At 66.5% G+C, this 17,757-nt stretch carries 17 protein-coding genes; 12 read left to right on the forward strand and 5 right to left on the reverse strand.

Translation table 11 applies throughout. The features are described 5' to 3' along the window. The first annotated feature begins 40 nt into the window (after nt 1-40). The 7 genes from DDT93_RS00510 to ptsP all read left to right on the forward strand — a co-directional run bounded on the left by DDT93_RS00510 (nt 41) and on the right by ptsP (nt 6,969). A complete protein-coding gene (locus DDT93_RS00510) occupies nt 41-802 on the forward strand; it encodes an EcsC family protein (protein WP_109463838.1) in 762 nt (253 codons plus the stop codon). 128 nt (nt 803-930) lie between these two features. Then, nucleotides 931-1,392 carry an NUDIX hydrolase gene (locus tag DDT93_RS00515; RefSeq protein WP_109463839.1) on the forward strand — a complete coding sequence of 154 codons (462 nt, stop codon included), beginning with the start codon at nt 931-933 and terminating at the stop codon, nt 1,390-1,392. A 63-nt stretch (nt 1,393-1,455) separates the two neighbouring features. Then, entirely contained in the window at nt 1,456-1,878 is a 423-nt protein-coding gene (locus tag DDT93_RS00520; protein ID WP_109463840.1) for a DUF1178 family protein, read from the forward strand. Beyond that, on the forward strand, nt 1,878-2,522 hold the full coding sequence (locus DDT93_RS00525) for an SDR family oxidoreductase (protein ID WP_109463841.1): 645 nt from the start codon (nt 1,878-1,880) through the stop codon (nt 2,520-2,522). The genes DDT93_RS00520 and DDT93_RS00525 overlap by 1 nt, the downstream gene beginning before the upstream one ends. A gap of 74 nt (nt 2,523-2,596) precedes the next feature. Next, complete coding sequence (locus tag DDT93_RS00530) at nt 2,597-3,184, forward strand: YdeI/OmpD-associated family protein (RefSeq protein ID WP_109463842.1); 588 nt, start codon at nt 2,597-2,599, stop codon at nt 3,182-3,184. A 91-nt stretch (nt 3,185-3,275) separates the two neighbouring features. Continuing rightward, the gene (locus DDT93_RS00535; RefSeq protein WP_109463843.1) at nt 3,276-4,514 is read left to right on the forward strand and encodes an aspartate kinase; all 1,239 of its coding nucleotides are present in this window, start codon (nt 3,276-3,278) and stop codon (nt 4,512-4,514) included. Nucleotides 4,515-4,725: 211 nt separating this feature from the next. Beyond that, the gene (gene ptsP, locus DDT93_RS00540) at nt 4,726-6,969 is read left to right on the forward strand and encodes a phosphoenolpyruvate--protein phosphotransferase (RefSeq protein ID WP_109463844.1); all 2,244 of its coding nucleotides are present in this window, start codon (nt 4,726-4,728) and stop codon (nt 6,967-6,969) included. 66 nt (nt 6,970-7,035) lie between these two features. Here the strand turns inward: ptsP and DDT93_RS00545 are convergent, their stop codons facing one another. Further along, nucleotides 7,036-8,505, reverse strand: coding sequence for a carboxylesterase family protein (locus tag DDT93_RS00545; RefSeq protein WP_109463845.1), 1,470 nt, complete (start codon nt 8,503-8,505; stop codon nt 7,036-7,038). 105 nt (nt 8,506-8,610) lie between these two features. Here DDT93_RS00545 and DDT93_RS00550 point away from each other — a divergent pair, with 105 nt between their 5' ends. The 5 genes from DDT93_RS00550 (at nt 8,611) to DDT93_RS00570 (ending at nt 13,193) form a co-directional block, all read left to right on the forward strand. Next, entirely contained in the window at nt 8,611-9,570 is a 960-nt protein-coding gene (locus DDT93_RS00550) for a LysR substrate-binding domain-containing protein (RefSeq protein WP_109463846.1), read from the forward strand. A 204-nt stretch (nt 9,571-9,774) separates the two neighbouring features. After that, nucleotides 9,775-10,548: an ABC transporter ATP-binding protein gene (locus tag DDT93_RS00555; protein ID WP_109463847.1), complete on the forward strand. Its 774-nt coding sequence runs from the start codon at nt 9,775-9,777 to the stop codon at nt 10,546-10,548. A gap of 68 nt (nt 10,549-10,616) precedes the next feature. Next, a complete protein-coding gene (locus DDT93_RS00560; RefSeq protein WP_109463848.1) occupies nt 10,617-11,597 on the forward strand; it encodes an ABC transporter substrate-binding protein in 981 nt (326 codons plus the stop codon). An 80-nt stretch (nt 11,598-11,677) separates the two neighbouring features. Further along, nucleotides 11,678-12,427 (forward strand): ABC transporter permease, encoded by a 750-nt coding sequence (locus DDT93_RS00565; RefSeq protein ID WP_157960052.1) that lies wholly within the window; start codon nt 11,678-11,680, stop codon nt 12,425-12,427. Then, nucleotides 12,420-13,193 carry an ABC transporter permease gene (locus tag DDT93_RS00570; RefSeq protein WP_157960053.1) on the forward strand — a complete coding sequence of 258 codons (774 nt, stop codon included), beginning with the start codon at nt 12,420-12,422 and terminating at the stop codon, nt 13,191-13,193. The genes DDT93_RS00565 and DDT93_RS00570 overlap by 8 nt, the downstream gene beginning before the upstream one ends. Before the next feature lie 9 nt (nt 13,194-13,202). Here the strand turns inward: DDT93_RS00570 and DDT93_RS00575 are convergent, their stop codons facing one another. Genes DDT93_RS00575 through DDT93_RS00590 form a run of 4 tightly spaced genes read right to left on the reverse strand, consistent with a single transcriptional unit; the run spans nt 13,203 to nt 17,715 of the window. Continuing rightward, nucleotides 13,203-14,618 (reverse strand): NAD(P)-binding domain-containing protein, encoded by a 1,416-nt coding sequence (locus DDT93_RS00575; protein WP_109463851.1) that lies wholly within the window; start codon nt 14,616-14,618, stop codon nt 13,203-13,205. Continuing rightward, nucleotides 14,615-16,063 carry an aminotransferase class V-fold PLP-dependent enzyme gene (locus tag DDT93_RS00580; RefSeq protein ID WP_109463852.1) on the reverse strand — a complete coding sequence of 483 codons (1,449 nt, stop codon included), beginning with the start codon at nt 16,061-16,063 and terminating at the stop codon, nt 14,615-14,617. Before DDT93_RS00580 ends, DDT93_RS00575 begins: the two co-directional genes overlap by 4 nt. Nucleotides 16,064-16,079: 16 nt before the next feature. Further along, nucleotides 16,080-16,871: an ABC transporter permease gene (locus tag DDT93_RS00585; protein WP_109463853.1), complete on the reverse strand. Its 792-nt coding sequence runs from the start codon at nt 16,869-16,871 to the stop codon at nt 16,080-16,082. 1 nt (nt 16,872) lies between these two features. Further along, the gene (locus DDT93_RS00590; protein WP_109463854.1) at nt 16,873-17,715 is read right to left on the reverse strand and encodes an ABC transporter permease; all 843 of its coding nucleotides are present in this window, start codon (nt 17,713-17,715) and stop codon (nt 16,873-16,875) included. Nucleotides 17,716-17,757 lie beyond the last annotated feature (42 nt).

Consider the following 17,757-nt stretch of genomic DNA (forward strand, 5'->3'; position numbering starts at 1 on the left):
GCGCGATGCCAATCTCTTAGCTGTCCCATCGGAGGGTGGCATGAGCGATATCGAACTGATCGAACCCGTGGACCGCGAGGCAGAGCTGGATCGGCTGGCGGCGCGCTACCGTGCGGCGGACAGCGTGGGCATCCGTCTTTTGAACATGGTGGGAGGACAGGCCGAGGGGCTGCTGGAGCGCTTGCCGCGCCCGGTTCGCTCCGGCCTCGACGGCGCGACCGAGAAGGCGCTGACGCTGGCTCTCGCCGCGGCACGCAGATCGCGGGGCCGCATCCCGGACCAGCGCCCCTGGGTCAATACCGCCCTGACCACGGCGATGGGTGCCGCTGGTGGGTTCGGCGGTTTGCCGAGCGCGCTGGTGGAACTGCCGATGACCACGACCGTCCTGATGCGCGCGATTCAGGCGGCGGCGGCGGAAAACGGGTTCGACCCCTCGCTGGAGAGCGTCCAGTTCGACTGTTTGCGCGTTTTCGGATCGGCCGGGCCGCTGGAGCGCGACGACGGCGCCGATCTGGCCTTTGTCTCGCTGCGGCTGACGCTGAGCGGTGGCGCGGTGCAGAAGCTGATCAGGACAGTGGCGCCCAAGCTTGCCGTGGTGCTGGGCCAGAAGCTTGCCGCGCAGACCGTGCCGGTCCTTGGTGCCGTTGCGGGCGCGACCGCAAACTACCTCTTCACGCGCTATTATCAGGAAGTCGCGCAGGTGCATTTCGGGCTGCGACGCCTTGCGATCAACGCCGATTGCAGCGAGGCCGAATTGATCGCGGCGCTGCGCGAGCGGATGGACAAGAGCATTGCGCGGTGAAGGCGCTTCAGAGCGCCTGACACCTGTGGATAGGGGTAAAAACTCTCCCGAACGCCAAACTTTGTGGTGATTGAGCCGCGCGGGTCTGCTTAGACTTGGTCAGATGAAGTGATTCCGAGTGCTTCCATATGTCCAAGCAACTGCTGATCCAGCCCTTCGCCGCGCGTGGTCTGGTCATGCGCAGCCAGTACGGCGCGCTGTGCTACCGGCAGGACGGACGCAAGCTGCGGATCCTTCTCATCACCACCCGCCGCACCGGGCGGTGGATCATTCCCAAGGGCTGGCCGGTCGAGGGGATGGAGCCGAACCATTCCGCTGCCGTGGAGGCCTGGGAAGAGGCGGGCGTTGTCGGTACCGCGCTGGACCAGTGTGTCGGCATCTACACCTATACCAAGTGGACCGCCGGCATGGTCGGACAGCCCTGCGCGGTGATGGTCTATCCGCTGCCGGTGCGTTCGGTCTCGGCGAACTTTCCCGAAAAGGGACAGCGGCGGCAGAAGTGGTTCTCGCCCAAGAAGGCCGCGGCCCGCGTCGCGGAACCCGAACTGGCCCGGTTGCTGCGGGATTTCGATCCGCGCGGTTTGCGCTAGCGCGACTTGAAGTTGACGGCTCGATGAATATTTTATGAATCAAGATACTAATCGAGCCGACAGATGATCCAGTATTCGTTGAAATGCGCCGATGGGCACCGCTTTGACAGTTGGTTTCAGTCCGCTGAAGCCTACGACAAGCTGGCGCGTGCGGGCATGGTGCAATGCGCGGTCTGCGGCGGTTCGGATGTAGAGAAGGCCGTGATGGCGCCCCGCGTGAATGCGGGCAAGGCCGAGCCAGAGCGCCCGCTGAGCGCCCCGGCGAGCCCGGCCGAACAGGCGATTGCCGAGCTGAAACGCAAGATCGCCGAAAGCTCGGATTATGTCGGACGCGACTTCGCGCGCGAGGCGCGGGCCATGCACGAGGGCGATGCGCCCGAGCGGCCCATTCACGGCGAGGCGCGTCTCGACGAGGCCCGGTCGCTGATCGAGGACGGCGTGCCCGTGATGCCGCTGCCCTTCCTTCCGGATCGAAAGGCAAACTGATGCAGGTACTGATCACCGGCGCCAATCGCGGCGTCGGGCAGGCGCTGGCGGCGCTCTATCGCGACGCGGGCCATACGGTCATTGGAACGGCGCGCGACGGCTCTGGCGACGAGTTGCTCGATGTGACCGACCCCGGCCAGCAGGCCGCGCTGGGCAAGCGGCTGGAGGGTCAGCCGATCGACCTGCTGATCTGCAATGCGGGCGTCTACCTCGACAAGGGGCAGAAGCTTGACGGCGGCTTTCCCGCCGACATGTGGGCGCGCGAGTTCGCGGTGAACGTGACCGGCGTCTTTCTGACCGTGCAGGCCCTGCTGCCGAACCTGCGGCTGGCAAAGGATGCAAAGATCGCCATCATCTCGTCCCAGATGGCCTCGCACGAGCGGGCGCCGGGCGGCAGCTACATCTACCGCGCTTCCAAGGCGGCGGCGCTGAACCTTGGGCGGAACCTGTCGAGCGACCTCAAGCACCAGGGCATCGCCGTGGGCATCTACCACCCGGGCTGGGTGCAGACCGACATGGGCGGGCAGGCGGCGGAGATCACCGTCTCGCAGGCCGCCGCAGGGCTGGCCGGGCGGTTCGACCACCTGTCGCTTACCACGACCGGCTGTTTCGAGACCTGGGACGGCCGCGCGCATCCCTACTGACGGCGAGGGTCCGCCGCCAAGGTAGACAAGTTGCGACGACTTGGCGAAGGTGCGCCCGACAGGGGAGGACCAGCATGTCGGGATCGTCGGACAGGGTCGAGGCGTTCTACGCCGGGGCAAAGGACTGGAAGCTGGAGTTGCTGGCGCTGCGGAAGCTGTTGCAGGACAGTCCGCTGCAGGAAGAGTTCAAGTGGCGTTCACCCTGCTACACGATCGAGGGCGGCAACGTCGCGACCGTCTGGGGGCTGAAGGACGGCTGCGTCCTGTCTTTCTTCAAGGGCGTTCTGCTGAAGGATCCGGAAGGCATCCTTGAAGCGCCGGGCGAAAACTCGCGCTCGGTCCGCCTGTTCCGGTTCACCGAGGTCGCGGAACTGGAGAAGCGGGCGGGGGTGCTCGCCGACTACATCCGCGAGGCTGCCGAGAACGAGAAGGCTGGCCTGAAGGTCGTATTCCCCAAGGATGATCTGGATTACCCGCAGGAACTGGTCGAGCGGCTGGAGACCGAGGAAGACCTGCGCGAGGCTTGGGACAAGCTGACCCCGGGACGGCAGCGCGGCTACGTGCTGCATTTCTCCGGGGCCAAGCAGTCCGCCACCCGCGAGGGGCGCATCGACAAGGCCACGCCGCGCATCCTCGAGGGCAAGGGCATGCACGATCGCTGAGGTCTCGGGTGGGGGCGCCCATTTGATTCCGGTTGCTCTTGTCCCGCGCCTTGCGTAAAGCGTGCGCGTTCTACGTATTTAGGGAAGTCTCATGCCCGTTCTCGTGATGAAATTCGGTGGCACCTCGGTCGCAACTCTGGACCGGATCAAGCGGGCTGCCAAACGCGTGGGCGTCGAGGTGGCCAAGGGCTACGACGTGATCGTCATCGTCTCGGCCATGGCCGGCAAGACCAACGAACTGGTCGGCTGGGTGAACGAGACCTCGCCGATGTTCGATGCGCGTGAATACGACGCGGTTGTGTCGAGCGGCGAGAACGTCACCGCCGGCCTGATGGCGCTGACCCTGCAGGAAATGGATATCCCGGCGCGCAGTTGGCAGGGCTGGCAGGTGCCGGTCAAGACGACGTCGAGCCACAGCGCCGCGCGCATTGAGGAAATCCCGTCGGACAACATCATGGGTCGCTTCGCGCAGGGCATGAAGGTGGCCGTGGTCGCGGGGTTCCAGGGTGTCAGCCCCGAGGGCCGGATCACCACGCTGGGCCGGGGTGGCTCGGACACCACGGCGGTTGCCTTCGCGGCGGCCTTCAATGCCGAACGTTGTGATATCTATACGGATGTGGACGGCGTCTATACCACCGACCCGCGCATCTGCGAGAAAGCGCGCAAGCTGGACAAGATCGCCTTCGAGGAAATGCTGGAGCTGGCCTCGCTGGGGGCCAAGGTGCTGCAGACCCGCTCGGTCGAGCTGGCGATGCGCTACAAGGTGCGCCTGCGGGTGCTGTCGAGTTTCGAAGAACAGTCCGACGAAGCGGGGACGCTCGTCTGTGATGAGGATGAGATCATGGAATCCAATGTGGTGGCCGGTGTGGCCCATTCGCGTGACGAAGCCAAGCTGACCCTTCTCTCGGTCGCCGACCGTCCGGGGATCGCGGCGACCATCTTCGGCGCGCTCTCCGATGCAGGGGTGAACGTGGACATGATCGTCCAGAACATCTCGGAAGAGGGTCGGACCGACATGACCTTCTCCTGCCCGACCGACCAGGTGAAACGGGCCGAGAAGGCGCTGGCCGAGGCCAAGACCGGCGGCGTTCTGAACTTCTCGGAAGTCGTCGCGGATACCGACGTCTGCAAGGTTTCGGTGGTCGGGATCGGCATGCGCTCGCACACGGGCGTGGCGGCCAAGATGTTCAAGGTGCTCTCGCAGGAAGGCATCAACATCAAGGTGATCACCACCTCCGAGATCAAGATCTCGGTCCTGATCGACCGCAAGTACATGGAACTTGCCGTTCAGGCCCTGCATGACGCGTTCGAACTGGATAAGGCGGCCTGAACTGGCCCGCGGGGCCGCGGCGCGCTGTATGCGTGCCCGGCCGCGATTGATTTCTAAGCATTTTTCCTGACTGCCGACTGCTATTCATCGAACCGCTCTTGCTTTCCGCAAGGAGAGGGCGGTAATTCCGTTTCTCTTTCCGCCTGTATGTGCTCTATAGTCCTGGGCCGGGAGAGACGCCTGAAGTTGTGAAGGGACGCCGGTCAACATCATGTCCGAGCGCACGGAGACCGAGAGCCGCAAGCTGCTGAGGCGGCTGAGGGATACGATGGCCAGCGACGTTGCCGGGCAGGCGCGGCTGGACCAGATCACGCATCTGATCGCCGACAGCATGGGGACCGAGGTCTGCTCGGTCTACCTGTTCCGCGACGAGGAGACGCTGGAGCTTTGCGCCACCGAGGGCCTGAAGCCCGAGGCGGTGCACCAGACCCGTATGCGCCTTGGCGAGGGCCTTGTCGGTCGTGTCGCGCGGACCGGGCAGGTGGTGAACACCCCGAATGCCCCTGCCGAGAAGGGGTTCCGCTACATGCCGGAGACCGGGGAAGAGCGTTATTCCTCCTTCCTCGGCGTACCGATCCAGCGGCTGGGCGAGAAGCTTGGCGTTCTGGTGGTCCAGTCCCGCGATGCGCGGGAGTTCTCGGAAGACGAACAGTACGCGCTGGAAGTCGTGGCGATGGTGCTGGCCGAGATGACCGAGCTTGGCGCTTTTGTGGGCGAGGGCGCGGCGCTGTCGGCACGGCACCAGCAGGCGGTGCTGCTTCGGGGCGGAACCGGGCAGGAGGGCGCGGCCGAGGGCCATGTCTGGCTGCACGAGCCCCGAGTGGTGGTCGCGAATCCCATCGCGGACGATCCCCAGAAGGAACTGCTGCGCCTGAATGAGGCGGTGGAGGAGCTGCGGGTCGGCGTCGACAAGATGCTGGAGATGTCCCAGACCGCCGACAAGGAACAGATCCAGGTTCTGGAAGCCTATCGGATGTTCGCCAATTCCAAGGGCTGGATGCGCCGGATGGAAGAGGACATCGGTCGGGGCCTGTCGGCCGAGGCGGCGGTGGAGAAGGAACAGAGCCAGGCGCGGGCGCGCATGGAGCAGGTGCAGGACGCCTACCTGCGCGAGCGTCTGAGCGACCTCGATGACCTGTCGAACCGGCTGCTGCGTATCCTGACCGGGCAGGGGGCCGAGACCGGGGCGGAGATGCCGCCGGACCCGATCCTGATCGCGCGCAACATTGGGCCGGGCGAACTGCTGGAATATGGCCGGTCGCTGCGCGGCATCGTGCTCGAGGAAGGCTCGGTCGGGAGCCACGCAGCCATCGTCGCGCGGGCGCTGGCGATCCCGCTGGTGGTGCACGCGCACCGGATCACCACCGAGGCGCTGAACGGCGATCACATCATGGTCGACGGGGACCAGGGCCTCGTGCACCTGCGGCCCGACGATACGGTGGTCAGCGCCTTCCGCGACAAGATCGCCATGCAGGCGCAAGCGCAGGAGCGCTTTGTCTCGATCCGCGACAAGCCCGCGACGACGCTGTGTGGCACGACCATCGGGCTCCACATGAATGCCGGTCTGATGGCCGATCTCCCCTCGCTGGAGCATTCCGGCGCCGAGGGGGTGGGGCTGTTCCGGACCGAACTGCAGTTCCTCGTGCGCAACCAGATGCCCAAGCGGTCGGAGCTGAGCGCGCTCTATTCGCGCGTGCTCGACTCGGCGCAGGGCAAGCGGGTGGTGTTCCGGACGCTGGACATCGGCTCGGACAAGGTTCTGCCCTACATGAAGCCCAACGACGAGCCGAACCCGGCGCTGGGCTGGCGGGCCATCCGTGTCGGGCTCGACAAGCCGGGCGTGATGCGGATGCAGTTGCAGGCCCTGCTGCGCGCGGCCAAGGGGCGGCCCCTGACGGTGATGTTCCCCTTTGTCGCGCAGTTCGAGGAGTACCGCGCCGCGCGGGCCGAGCTGGACAAGACCATCGCGCGCGAGAAGATCCTTGGCCACGTCCTGCCCGAAACCATCGAGGTGGGGGCGATGCTGGAGACGCCATCGCTCGCCTTCGCACCGAAGAAGTTCTTTGACGAGGTGGAGTTCCTGTCGATCGGCGGGAACGACCTCAAGCAGTTCTTCTTTGCCGCCGACCGCGAGAACGAGAGGGTGCGCCGCCGCTACGACACGCTGAACGTCAGCTTCCTGAGCCTGATCGAACGGATCGTGGAGCGCTGCGAGGAATCGGGCACGGCGCTGAGTTTCTGCGGCGAGGACGCGGGGCGACCCATCGAGGCGGCCTGTTTCGCGGCCATCGGCATCCGCATGCTGTCGATGCGGCCCGCCTCCATCGGTCCGGTCAAGAGCCTGCTGCGCCGTGTCGATCTGGTCGAACTGCGCAAGGTGATCAACGAGGCGCGTGACAGCGGCGAACAGTCAGTGCGTCCGGCGGTGGTGAACTACCTCCGCGCGCTGGGCTGAGGACTTCCCTGGCGGGACGACCGGCGCCCTTGCTGGTAGCGCCGGTCCGGTTGATCGCAGATCCTGTCAGAGAGACGGTGGCTGGACCGTGAGCGTGATCTTGCGGTCGAAGGACAGCGCGATTCCCGAGGGCTGGTACGCAGGCCAGGGCAGGCCGGTGGACCCGTTCGGCGCCCCGGTGCCGGCGAAGGCCGCGAAAGCTCCGCCAAAGGACCTTGCGACGGCATCCATCTCGGAACCGTCGGCCCCCGCGAGCATCGGCGCGCCGTTCCAGTCGGCGAGATTGCCGAAGAGGAAGGGCAAGTCGATGCAGTGGCAGGCGGCGATCTCGGCGTTCGGCGACTGCCAGGCAAAGATGTAGGTCCAGGCTTTGCCGCCCGCCGTCACGTGGCCGTCGGCGCAGTGGAAGGTAGCTTCGACAAAGCGCTTGTCCGAGCCGTAGTCGATCAGTACGGCGCGGTCGTCCGGCGGGTTGCGCATGGCGCGGGCGCGGGCCAGAGCCCCTTCGGTATTGTCCGGGTAATCCTCGGCGAAGCGCTGACGGAGGAGGGCACTGGCGTTGGCGGCAAAGGCCTGATCCTGGAAGTGGAAGGCCGCGTGTTCCTCGCGGGTGACGCCCAGCACCGTGGGGCACCAGGCGGCTTTGCCGGCTTTCAGATAGTCCACCGGGTCATGGGCGATGAAATCGCCATCGACCGTGGGCATGAAGGGGGGCGTGACATTGTCGGCCTGCCGGCTCTGAGCGGTCAGCATGGCGACCTGTGCCTTCAGCAAAGCCTCGACCGGGGCAGCGCGGGCGGCGGCGAGATCGCCCTCGGCGACGCCGAGCGCGTCGAGCAGCACCTTGGCGGCAGGCTGGCGGGCGGCAGGTGCGTCGGCGGCGATGCCCAGTGGCGCGCTCATCAGGATCGCCTTGTCGAAGAGGTCGGGCGCAGTGTTGCGCGTCATCAGCGCGGCGATGGAGTAGGCACCGGCGGACTGGCCGCAGACGGTAATGTTGGCGCTGTCACCCCCGAAGGCCGCGACATGGTCGCGGGTGAACCGCAGGGCCAGTTCCTGATCCATCAGCCCGAGGTTGGCCGGGGCGATGCCCGGGATCGGCAGGAAGCCGAGCACGCCGAGGCGGTAGGTGACATTGACCACCACGATGTTCTCGCGGGCGGCCAACGCCCCGCCCGAGTAACAAGAGAGGCCACCGCCACCGGTCATGAACGCGCCGCCGTGGAGGAAGACGAGGACTGGCAGGCCACTTGCCCCTTTCGGCGTCCAGATATCGAGATGCAGGCAATCCTCGTCCTGCTCCGCCGGGAAGTCGCCCATGACCTTGGCGAGCCGCGAGGGCAGCTGCGGTGGGATGGGGGAGGCCGCCGCCGAGCAGTCCAGTTCTCCGTCCCACGGCGCGACGGGCTGCGGGGGGGCAAAGCGCCGGTCGCCGGTCGGTGCCGCGCCATAGCGCAGGCGGGCGATATGGATGCAATCGCCATCGTCGCGGCCCCGGACGGGCCCAAATCTGGTTTCAAAAACGGTGTCGGTCATGCGCTCAGGTTCCCTTCTCGGCGGATTTGCACAATTGTTAGCACCGCAAGCTCTGGACTCCCGGCCCGAGATCGAGATTCTAGTGTTCCAAAAATGGGACGGTAAATGCGCGGACTTGATGACATGTACCTGTTCAAGCAGGTGGTCGACTTCGGTGGGGTCTCGTCGGCGTCGCGGGCGCTGAGGATCCCCAAGTCGACGCTGGCGCGGCGGATCGCCGAGCTGGAGGCGCGGCTCGGATCGCCGCTGTTCCACCGCACGTCGCAGGGGCTCTCGCTGACGAACTTCGGGCGTGAGTGCCACACGCGCTGTGCGACGCTGGTCGATACCGCCGACCGGATCTTCGACCTTGCCGACCGCAGGCGGGAGCGGCCGGCGGGATTCCTCCACATCATCTATCCGCCGCATATGGGCGAGGTTCTGATCGAGCCGATGGCGTCTGACTTCATCCGGCGGGAGCCCAACGTCCAGCTTCATCTCGAGGCATCGACCGGGCTGCTCGACCCGCGCGCGGTCTCGGCGGACCTCGTCTTTCACTTTGCCTTCGACCCGCTGCCCGATGTCGATATCGTGGCACGCCGTCTGTTCGTGAATCCCTTTGTTTTGACTGCACATCCCGATATCTGCCGGGACCGCCGCCTGCCCGAGGAACCGCAGGCCCTGCGGGGGCTGCCTTGCGTTGGTTTTGGCCCGAAATCCTCGGCATTCAGCTGGCGTTTCCAGAAGGGCGAACGGAGCTATACCCATCGTTTCGAGCCGGTGCTGAGCACCACGCAGCTCTCGGCTGTCCAGACCGCGGTACGGATGGGGGCAGGGATGGCACCGCTGCCGCTCTACACCGTCGAGAAGGAGTTCGAGGATGGCCGTCTGGTGCACCTGTTGCCCGGCTGGCAGCCGTCGCCTGCGATCCTTTACGCGGTCTATCCCAGCGGGCGGAGCCTGACGGTTGCGGCGCGGCGGTTCATGGAGATGACACTGGAGTATTTCGCCGGGCGCCAGAAGCTCGGCACCTACTTCGACCACCGGAGTCTCTGGCTGGAATGGGAAGCGCGGGACAGCAAGTAGCGCTCCGGTCGCCGCGTCGAGCCCGAAAAGCTTTAGGCATAAAATAGTGTCCGATTCTTTCCCCTGGATCAAGTCCGCAGGTCGCCGCGGTTCCCAGGGGCGCGCCAACCGGGCAGGGAACGGACCCGCCCGGCACATTGACCGGATTCGGCATGACGGTCATCGTCGTCCCAATAGCAAGACAAGCAGCAGGGAGTCCCGTACATGGCACAGAAGGCCATTTCCTTTGCCGGGGTAAGGCTCGTCCTTTCGGGCAGCGAGATCTATCGAGACGTGAGCTTTGACGTGGCCGAGGGCGAGTTCGTCTGCCTGTTGGGGCCCTCGGGCTGCGGCAAGTCCACCGCGCTGCGGCTCATCGGGGACCTGCTGCCGGTTCAGGGCGGCACGGTCAGCGTGGGGGGCAAGTCGCCCAAGGAAGCCTGGGAGCGCACGGCCTTCGTGTTCCAGTCGCCGCGTCTGCTGCCGTGGAAGACCACCGAGGAGAATGCGGCGTTTGGCATCGAGATGCGCAAGCCCGAGGTGAGCCGCGAGGCGCGGCTGGCCCGGGCGCGGGAGGAACTGGCGCATGTCGGGCTGGGGCAGGACGGGCACAAGATGCCGGTCATGCTGTCCGGTGGTGAGCGTCAGAGGGTGTCGATTGCCCGCGCGCTGGCGCTCGATCCCGAGATCATCCTGATGGACGAGCCCTTCTCGGCGCTGGATCACACCACCCGCACGCGGCTGCGCAAGCAGATCGTCGATCTCTGGTCGGGGTCGGGCAAAACCGTGCTGTTCGTCACGCACGACATCGACGAGGCGCTGTACCTCGCCGACCGGATCGTCGTGCTGTCGAAGAAGCCGACGCGGGTGGAGGAAATCGTCACCGTCGATGCGCCGCGTCCGCGCGTGCCCGAGGAGGATGCCGAACTGCTGCGCCTGCGGGCCCACCTGGTGAGCGTGTTCGAGCGCCTTGAAGAGGGCGAGACCGTCGACGCGTGATCGCGCCCCACGACGTGGCGGGGCCATCCGCCGTGAAACCAATAAGATCTAAACAACAGGGAACTGCCATGAAACTCAGTCGAATTCTCGCCACCGCCGCCGTTGTCGCGGGTGGCCTGTTCTCCCCGGCTTCGGCCAAGGAAACCATCACCTTCGCCCACCTCGCCGATCCCTCCATCGAGGCGGCCATGTGGGCGATCAACAACGGCAAGGTCACGTCGGACCTGATCGAGATCGACGCGACCGCGATGGAGATCCCGGCGCTGATTCAAGCCACCGTGGGTCGCAGCTATGACGTAGTGATGACCGCGGGCATGGCGATCCCGCGCGCGGTAGAGAAGGGCCTGCCGCTGAAGATCATCGCGGCGGGCCTGCGCACCAGCGATGTGGGCGAGGGGTCGGCCATCTGGGTGCCCAAGGACAGCGCCATCACCTCGGTCGAGGACCTGAAGGGCAAGAAGCTGGCGGTCTACTCGCTGGGATCGGCTGGGATCACGCTGGTCCGGATCGCGCTGGCCGAGGTCTACGGAATGGACGTCTCGCTCAAGGGCGGGGACATCAACTTTGTCGAGACTCCGGCACCGGCCATGCCTGCCGCGCTGTCGACGGGGCAGGTGGAGGCCGCGACGCTGATCCACTCGCAGGCCTTCCAGGCGATGCAGAGCGGCGACTTCATCCCGCTGGTGCAGACCTCGCAGGCGCTGCAGGAAAAGACGGGCCTCCAGATGGTTTCGGCCGTGCTGGCGGGCTACGCGGACAAGCTTGACGCTTCGCCCGAGCTCTACAAGGAGTTCCTGCGGATGATCCAGGCCAGCCGCGCCTATGTGTCTGAGCATCCGGAAGAGGTCTATGCGGCCGTGGGCAAGGAGTATGACATCGACCCCGCCTTCTTCGACATCTGGTTCACCAAGTTCATGGACTTCCCCGGCACCCTGATCCCGCAGGACAAGGAAGCGCTGGTGTACCTCTGGACCGAAGCCAAGAAGATCGGCGCGCTCGAGAGCTTCCCGCCGCTGGAAGATATGGTCTGGTCGCAGGTTTCCGAATGATGGCGAAACCGGCAACGGGGGCGCCGGCGCAAGCCGGCGGCCTCGGCCCCAAGACCTCCAGGACGGGACCCGCGCGGCTGTTGACCGGCACGCGGGTCGCTCATCTGTTCACCCTGGCCGCGCTGCTTGCATGGTGGGGGTATTCCCAGATCGTGCCGCCTTATCAGGTGCCCGGGCCCGTTCCGGTCTTCCTCAGGATGCTGGATTTCGCGGGGGATAGTTACCTGATGACACAGGTGCTGGTCTCGATCGCGCATATCTCCTGCGCCATCGTCCTCGCCTTTGTCATCGGGTGCGCACTGGCCTTCGCCTCGACTTACCTGAGTGTGACGCGGTTGCTGATCGACGGGCTGCTGACCCCGTTCCTCAACGCCTTCTCGGGTATCGGATGGCTGTTTCTTGCCCTGCTGTGGTTCGGTCTGAACGATGTCACGGTGATCTTTGCAGTGACCATGATCCTGATCCCCTTTACCGCCATCAACGTGCGGACCGGGCTTCAGCAACTGGACGGCGAGATGATGGAAATGGGGCTCAGCTTTACCCGCAGCCCCTTGCGGCGCTTCGCACGCATCGTCCTGCCACTGCTGGTGCCCTACTTCTTTGCCGCGCTGCGCACCAGTTTCGGCGTTTCCTGGAAGGTCGTGCTCACGGCCGAGTTGTTCGGGGGCAACGCGGGCCTTGGCTACCTGTTGAACGTCGCCCGGCAAGAGCTTGATACCGAGACGATCTTTGCCGTGATCGCTTTCATCCTGCTGTTCGTGGTGATCTGCGAGCAAGTGATCTTCAGGCCCATGCAGCGCAAGCTCGACCGGAGGTATTCCCGTGCATAGTCAGACCGCTTCCCTCGGGGCGCAGCGCATGGTCGCCGCGCTGGGCCTTGTCCTCCTGATCGGGGGATGGGCTTGGGTGGCCCACGGGCTGCCGGAATACGTGCTGCCCGGGCCGCTTGCCGTGCTGAAGGCGACGGCGCGGTTCCTCTACGAGCCGGAGTTGATGGCCCACGCGGGCATCAGCCTGCTGCGGGTGGTGCTCTCGGTGGTGCTGGCAATGACCATCGCCATTCTGGTGGCCGCGCTGGTGCGGCGCTTTCCGATCCTCGACGAGGCGGTGGAGCGGCGTATCCTGACCTTCCTCAACTCCTTTCCTTCTGTCGGCTGGGCGATCCTCGGGGTGATCTGGTTCCAGATCTCGACGCCGACGGTGCTGTTCGTTCAGGTCGCGATCATCCTGCCGTTCTGCCTGATCAACGCGCTGGCGGGCTTCCGCCAGATCGATCCCGAGATGGACGAACTGGGCCACAGCCTGACCCGTAATGCTTGGCGGCGGTTCCGGCTGCTGTCGGTGCCGCTGGTCGCGCCCTTCCTGATCGCGGGGCTGCGGGTGGCCTACGGGATATGCTGGAAAATCGCCCTCGTGGCCGAGCTGTTCGGGGCGCGGTCCGGGCTGGGGTTCCAGCTGTCGCGCTCTCAGACCACGTCGGATGCGACCATGGTCTTTGCCTGCTGCCTGATCATCGTGCTGATCTACACGGTCACCGACTGGCTGGTGCTGCGGGTCCTGTCCCAGCGCTTTACGGCGGGGCAGGCGCGCGGGTGAGGTTCAGGGTCAGCCCGGCAGATGATCGGCCGGGCTGAACTCGTCTCCTGCAAGTTCCTCGGTGTCATAGGCCTGCAGTCGGGCGAACTGCGCCTCGATGTCCTCGTCAAAGAACGCGGCGGCGATGGCGCGGCCCAAGCGCTTGGCTCCGACGCTGACCGCGGGAATGTCGCCTGAGACCTTGCCGTGGCTCAGCATCGCCGCATCGTTGAAGCAGTGGATGCGCGACAGTGCCGGGCAACTGCCGGGCGTCTTTTCGAGGAAGGTGAAGTCGGGCGCGAGGTAGGGCGACTGGCCCAACGGCCCGTCTCTGGACAGGTCTGCCGGAAAGTCCGGACGGTCGGCCCAGGCAAGCACGTGCGGGGCGATGTCGGAGAGTTCTGCGCGGTCGGCGAAATCGTTGCGGAACCCGGTGCCGGCGATCAGGAAATCGGTGGTGAAGCTGCCGCGCGAGGTTTCGACGCGCAGCCGGTCGCCTTCGGGCGCTGCACCGGTCAGGGCGCAGTCGAGGTGGAAATAGGCGTTGGGATGCGCCGAAACCCGGCGCACCGAATGGCTCGGCGGCGGCACCTGCTGCTCGGCGGCGTAATTGTGGATCTTGAGCTTCCAGGCGTCCGGCAGATGACCGAGGCCAAGCTCGGTGCCCGGGCTGCCGATCCCGGTGAGCTTGTTGACGGCGGGAATGGTCTTGCGGCGGATCAGCAGGTCGACCCGGGCCGCGCCCGCCTCAAGCGCGGTGGCGGCGTTGTCGACTGCCGAGGCCCCGGCACCGATGACCACCACGTCGCGCCCCTTGAGCGCGGCAAAGTCGATGTCGTCGGCGCTGTGAGCCCAGAACCGCCGGTCGAGGCCCTGCAGCACCGCAGGCACCGCGCCACCACCGAGGCCCGAGCGCCCGGTGGCGAGCACGACACGCCGGGCGCGCAGGGTCTCGGCACCGTCGGGGGCGTCGAGCGTGACCTCCAGCAGGTCGCCGTCGCCGCGCAGGCCGGTCAGGCGGGTGTCGTTGCGGACGGGGAGCGCGAGCACGCGCCTGTACCAGCGCAGGTAGTCCATCCACTGGCCCTTGGGGATCTTGCCGAGCGCGTCCCAGGCCGGTGCGCCCCATTGGGCGGTGAACCACGCGCGGAAGGTGAGGGCGGGCAGCCCGAGCGCGGGGCCAGTCAGCGTCTTGGGCGAGCGCAGGGTGCGCATCCGGGCGAAGGTGTCCCAAGGGCCTTCGAGCCCCTCGGGCGCGGCATCCACGGCGAGGCTGTTGTCGATCCCGAGCAAGCGCAACTCGGCCAGCGCGGCGAGGCCGCACATGCCTGCACCGACCACCAGCACGTCGATCACGCCCGGGCGGGCCGGGACCCACGCGGCGGCGGGCAGGTTCAGAACGGCGAGGTCCTCGGCCAGCCGCGTTTCGAGATCGGCAAGGCTCATGCGCTTTGTCTCTCGTCCGCGTGGTGGCGGAACCGCGCGGTCAGCGGATCGCAGGCATAGTCGCGCGCGCAGTCCTCGGCCGAGGTGGCGAGCGTGGCAACTCCTTCGAGAATTCGCGCGACCTCGTCGTCGGAATGCAGCCACGAGAGGTTCAGGCGGACCCAGCCGGGTTTCTCCATCTCGTGCCCCGCCGAAAGCCGGGAGAACAGCGCATCCGATCCCGCCTCGTCGATGCCGAGCAACTGGTGGGCGTAGGGGCCAGCGCAGGCGCAGCCGCCGCGCACCTGTATGCCGTGCCGGTCGCTCAGCATCCGGGTGAACAGCTGGTGGTGGACGAGGCCGTCGTGCCCGTGCACTCGGAAAGACAGGATCGGCAGCGCCTCGGCCCCGGAGCGGTCGAGCAGGTCGATCTGCGGGGTGTCTGCCCATGCCGCGATGGCGCGGGCGCGCAGGGCGCTGTCGATCTCGCCGATGCGCGCGGCACCGACCGCATCCTTGACCAGCATCACCAGCGCGGCGCGGATGTCGCCGACCACGTTGGGCGTGCCGCCTTCCTCGCGGGCTTCGACCCGCGCGGAGTAGTTGTGTTTCCAGGGCGATACGAAGGTGACGGTGCCGCCACCCGGCGCGGTCGGGGTGCTGCGCTGGACGAGGCTGTCCCGGACCACCGCCACGCCCGAGGCGCCGGGGCCACCGGGAAACTTGTGGGCGGAGAAGACGATGGCGTCCTTTCTCGCGTCGGGGGCCGGGGACATGTCCATCAGCAGGTAGGGGGCGCCGCCAGCATAGTCCCAGATTGCCAGCGCGCCGTAGGCCTTGAGCAGGCGGGTGACCGGATCGGGGTCGGTCAGGATGCCGGTCACGTTGGAGGCGGCGGAGAAGCTGCCGACCAGCAGGTCGGCCTCGGCGTCCTTCAGCAGGGCTTCGAGGTGGTCGAGGTCCACGCCACCATCCGCGCCGGGACGGGCGACGCGGATCTGCGCGCCGCTCTCGCGCCACGGCAGGATGTTGGAGTGGTGCTCGTAGGGGCCGTGGATCACCACCACCCGCTCCCCGGCCCGCACCCGTTCCTCGATGCGGAGCAGGCGGGCGATGCGGTTGAGCCCGGCGGTTGCACCCGATCCGGCAAAGATCACGTGGCCGTCGGACCCCGCATTGACCAGCCGCGCGATGGTGGCGCGGGCCTCTTCGCGCATCCGGGTCATCGCCTCGCCGGTGGCGGAGGCCTCGGTGTGGCTGTTGGCATACCAGGGCAGGACCTCGGTGGCCACGAAGTCCTCCACCTGACGAAGGGCACGGCCCGAGGCCACGTAATCGGCGTAGAGCAGGTGCTGGGTACCGTAGGGCGTCTCGTAGGCCATGTCGCGCCCGATCAGCCCATCGCGAAGATGGTCGAGAATGTCCTCGCGCTCGAGCGCGGCGCGGAAGCGGGTCAGCGGTGTCATGGTCTTGCTCCGGTGGTCAGGTGGCGACGGTCATCTTCTCGATCCCGTAGAGCCTGTCGGCCACCACCAGCGCGACCACGGCCAGCGCGAGCTGCAGGGTCGAGAGCGCGGCGATGGAGGGGTCGAACTGGTGCTCCATGTAGGCCAGCATGACCACGGGCAGGGTGTTGGTCTGGGCGGATCCGAAGAAGTAGCTGACCGGCAGGTTGTCGAAGGAGGTGAGGAAGGAGAACAGGCAGCCCGCGGCGATGCCGGGGCGGATGAGGGGCAGTGTCACTTCGCGGAAGGTGGTGAACCGCGAGGCGCCGAGGATCATCGCGGCCTCTTCGTAGGCCGGGGGCACGGCGCGATAGACCGCCGTCACCGTGCGGATCACGTAGGGCAGGCAGATCACCGTGTGGACGATGGCGAGCGCGAGGAAGGAGATGCCGAAGCCCATCCACGACAGAAAGAAGAGCGAGGCGAAACCGATCACGATCATCGGCATGGAGAGCGGCGACAGCAGGAAGGTGGTGATCGCCGTGGCCCAGCCGGACTGGGAGCGCGAGAGGTAGAGGGCCGCGGGAATGCCCAGCAGGCAGGAGGCGACCGTAGCGACCACCGCCAGTTCGAGGCTGACCCAGAGGCTGTCGATGAAGGGCTGGTATTCGAAGATGCGGGCGAACCACTTGAACGACCAGCCGGGGATCGGGAAGGCGGCATAGCCCGCCGAGGTGAAGGAGATCACCACGACCACCGCGATCGGCAGGATCATGAAGACGAAGAAGGCGATGGTGAAAAGCCAGAGGGCCCAGTCGGTCAGCCGCATCTCAGACCCCCTGACGGCGCACGAGGCGCAGTTGCAGCCAGAGACAGGCGAGCGCGATCACGAGGAGGATCGTGCTCATCGTCGAGGCCAATGCGAAATCGCGGGTGGTGTTGAACTGCTGGTAGATCAGCAGCGGCAGGGTCTGGAACCCGCCGCCCAGCAGGACAAGGGTGACGAAGGAACCGTTGGCGATCATGAAGACGAGGATGGCGCCGGTGCCGATGCCGTCCATCGTCAGCGGCAGGGTCACCTCGAAGAAGGTGCGGAACCGCGAGGCGCCGAGCATCAGCGCGCCTTCCTCCAGCCGCCGGTCGACGCCCTGCAGGACGGAGGCGATGGAGAGGACGGCAAAAGGCACGAGCACGTGCACCAGCGCGGCGATGGCAAGGCCCGGGGTGTTGAGCCAGCGCAGCGGCGCGTCGAGCAGGCCGAGGTCGGTCACCAGCCACTGGTTGACCAGGCCGCGCCGGGCGAACAGCACCTGCCAGCCGAAGGTGCGCATGATGATCGAGGTGAGCAGGGGGGCGATCAGAAGGAAGATGATCAGCCCGGACAGACGACCGGCCTTGCGCACCAGAACGTAGGCGACGGGATAGGCGATGACGACCGAGATCAGGGTGACCGCCGCCGAGAGGATGACGGTCTCGGCGATGACGCCGAGGTAGAAGCGGTCGGTCAGGAAGGAGGCGTAGCGCGCGAGGGTGAAGCCGCCCTCCTCGCCGATGAAGGAGCGGGCCGAGTTGTCGGCCAGCGGCATCACGAAGAACACCGCGAGGAAGATCAGTGCCGGGGCCAGCAGCAGGGCGCGGCGCGCTCGGGCCGAGATTTGTGCGGTGTCCGACATCTGGTTCCTCTGGGTTGGTCTCCCGCCGGCGAACCGGCGGGA

The organism is Albibacillus kandeliae (assembly GCF_003116585.1).
GTDB lineage: Bacteria > Pseudomonadota > Alphaproteobacteria > Rhodobacterales > Rhodobacteraceae > Albibacillus > Albibacillus kandeliae.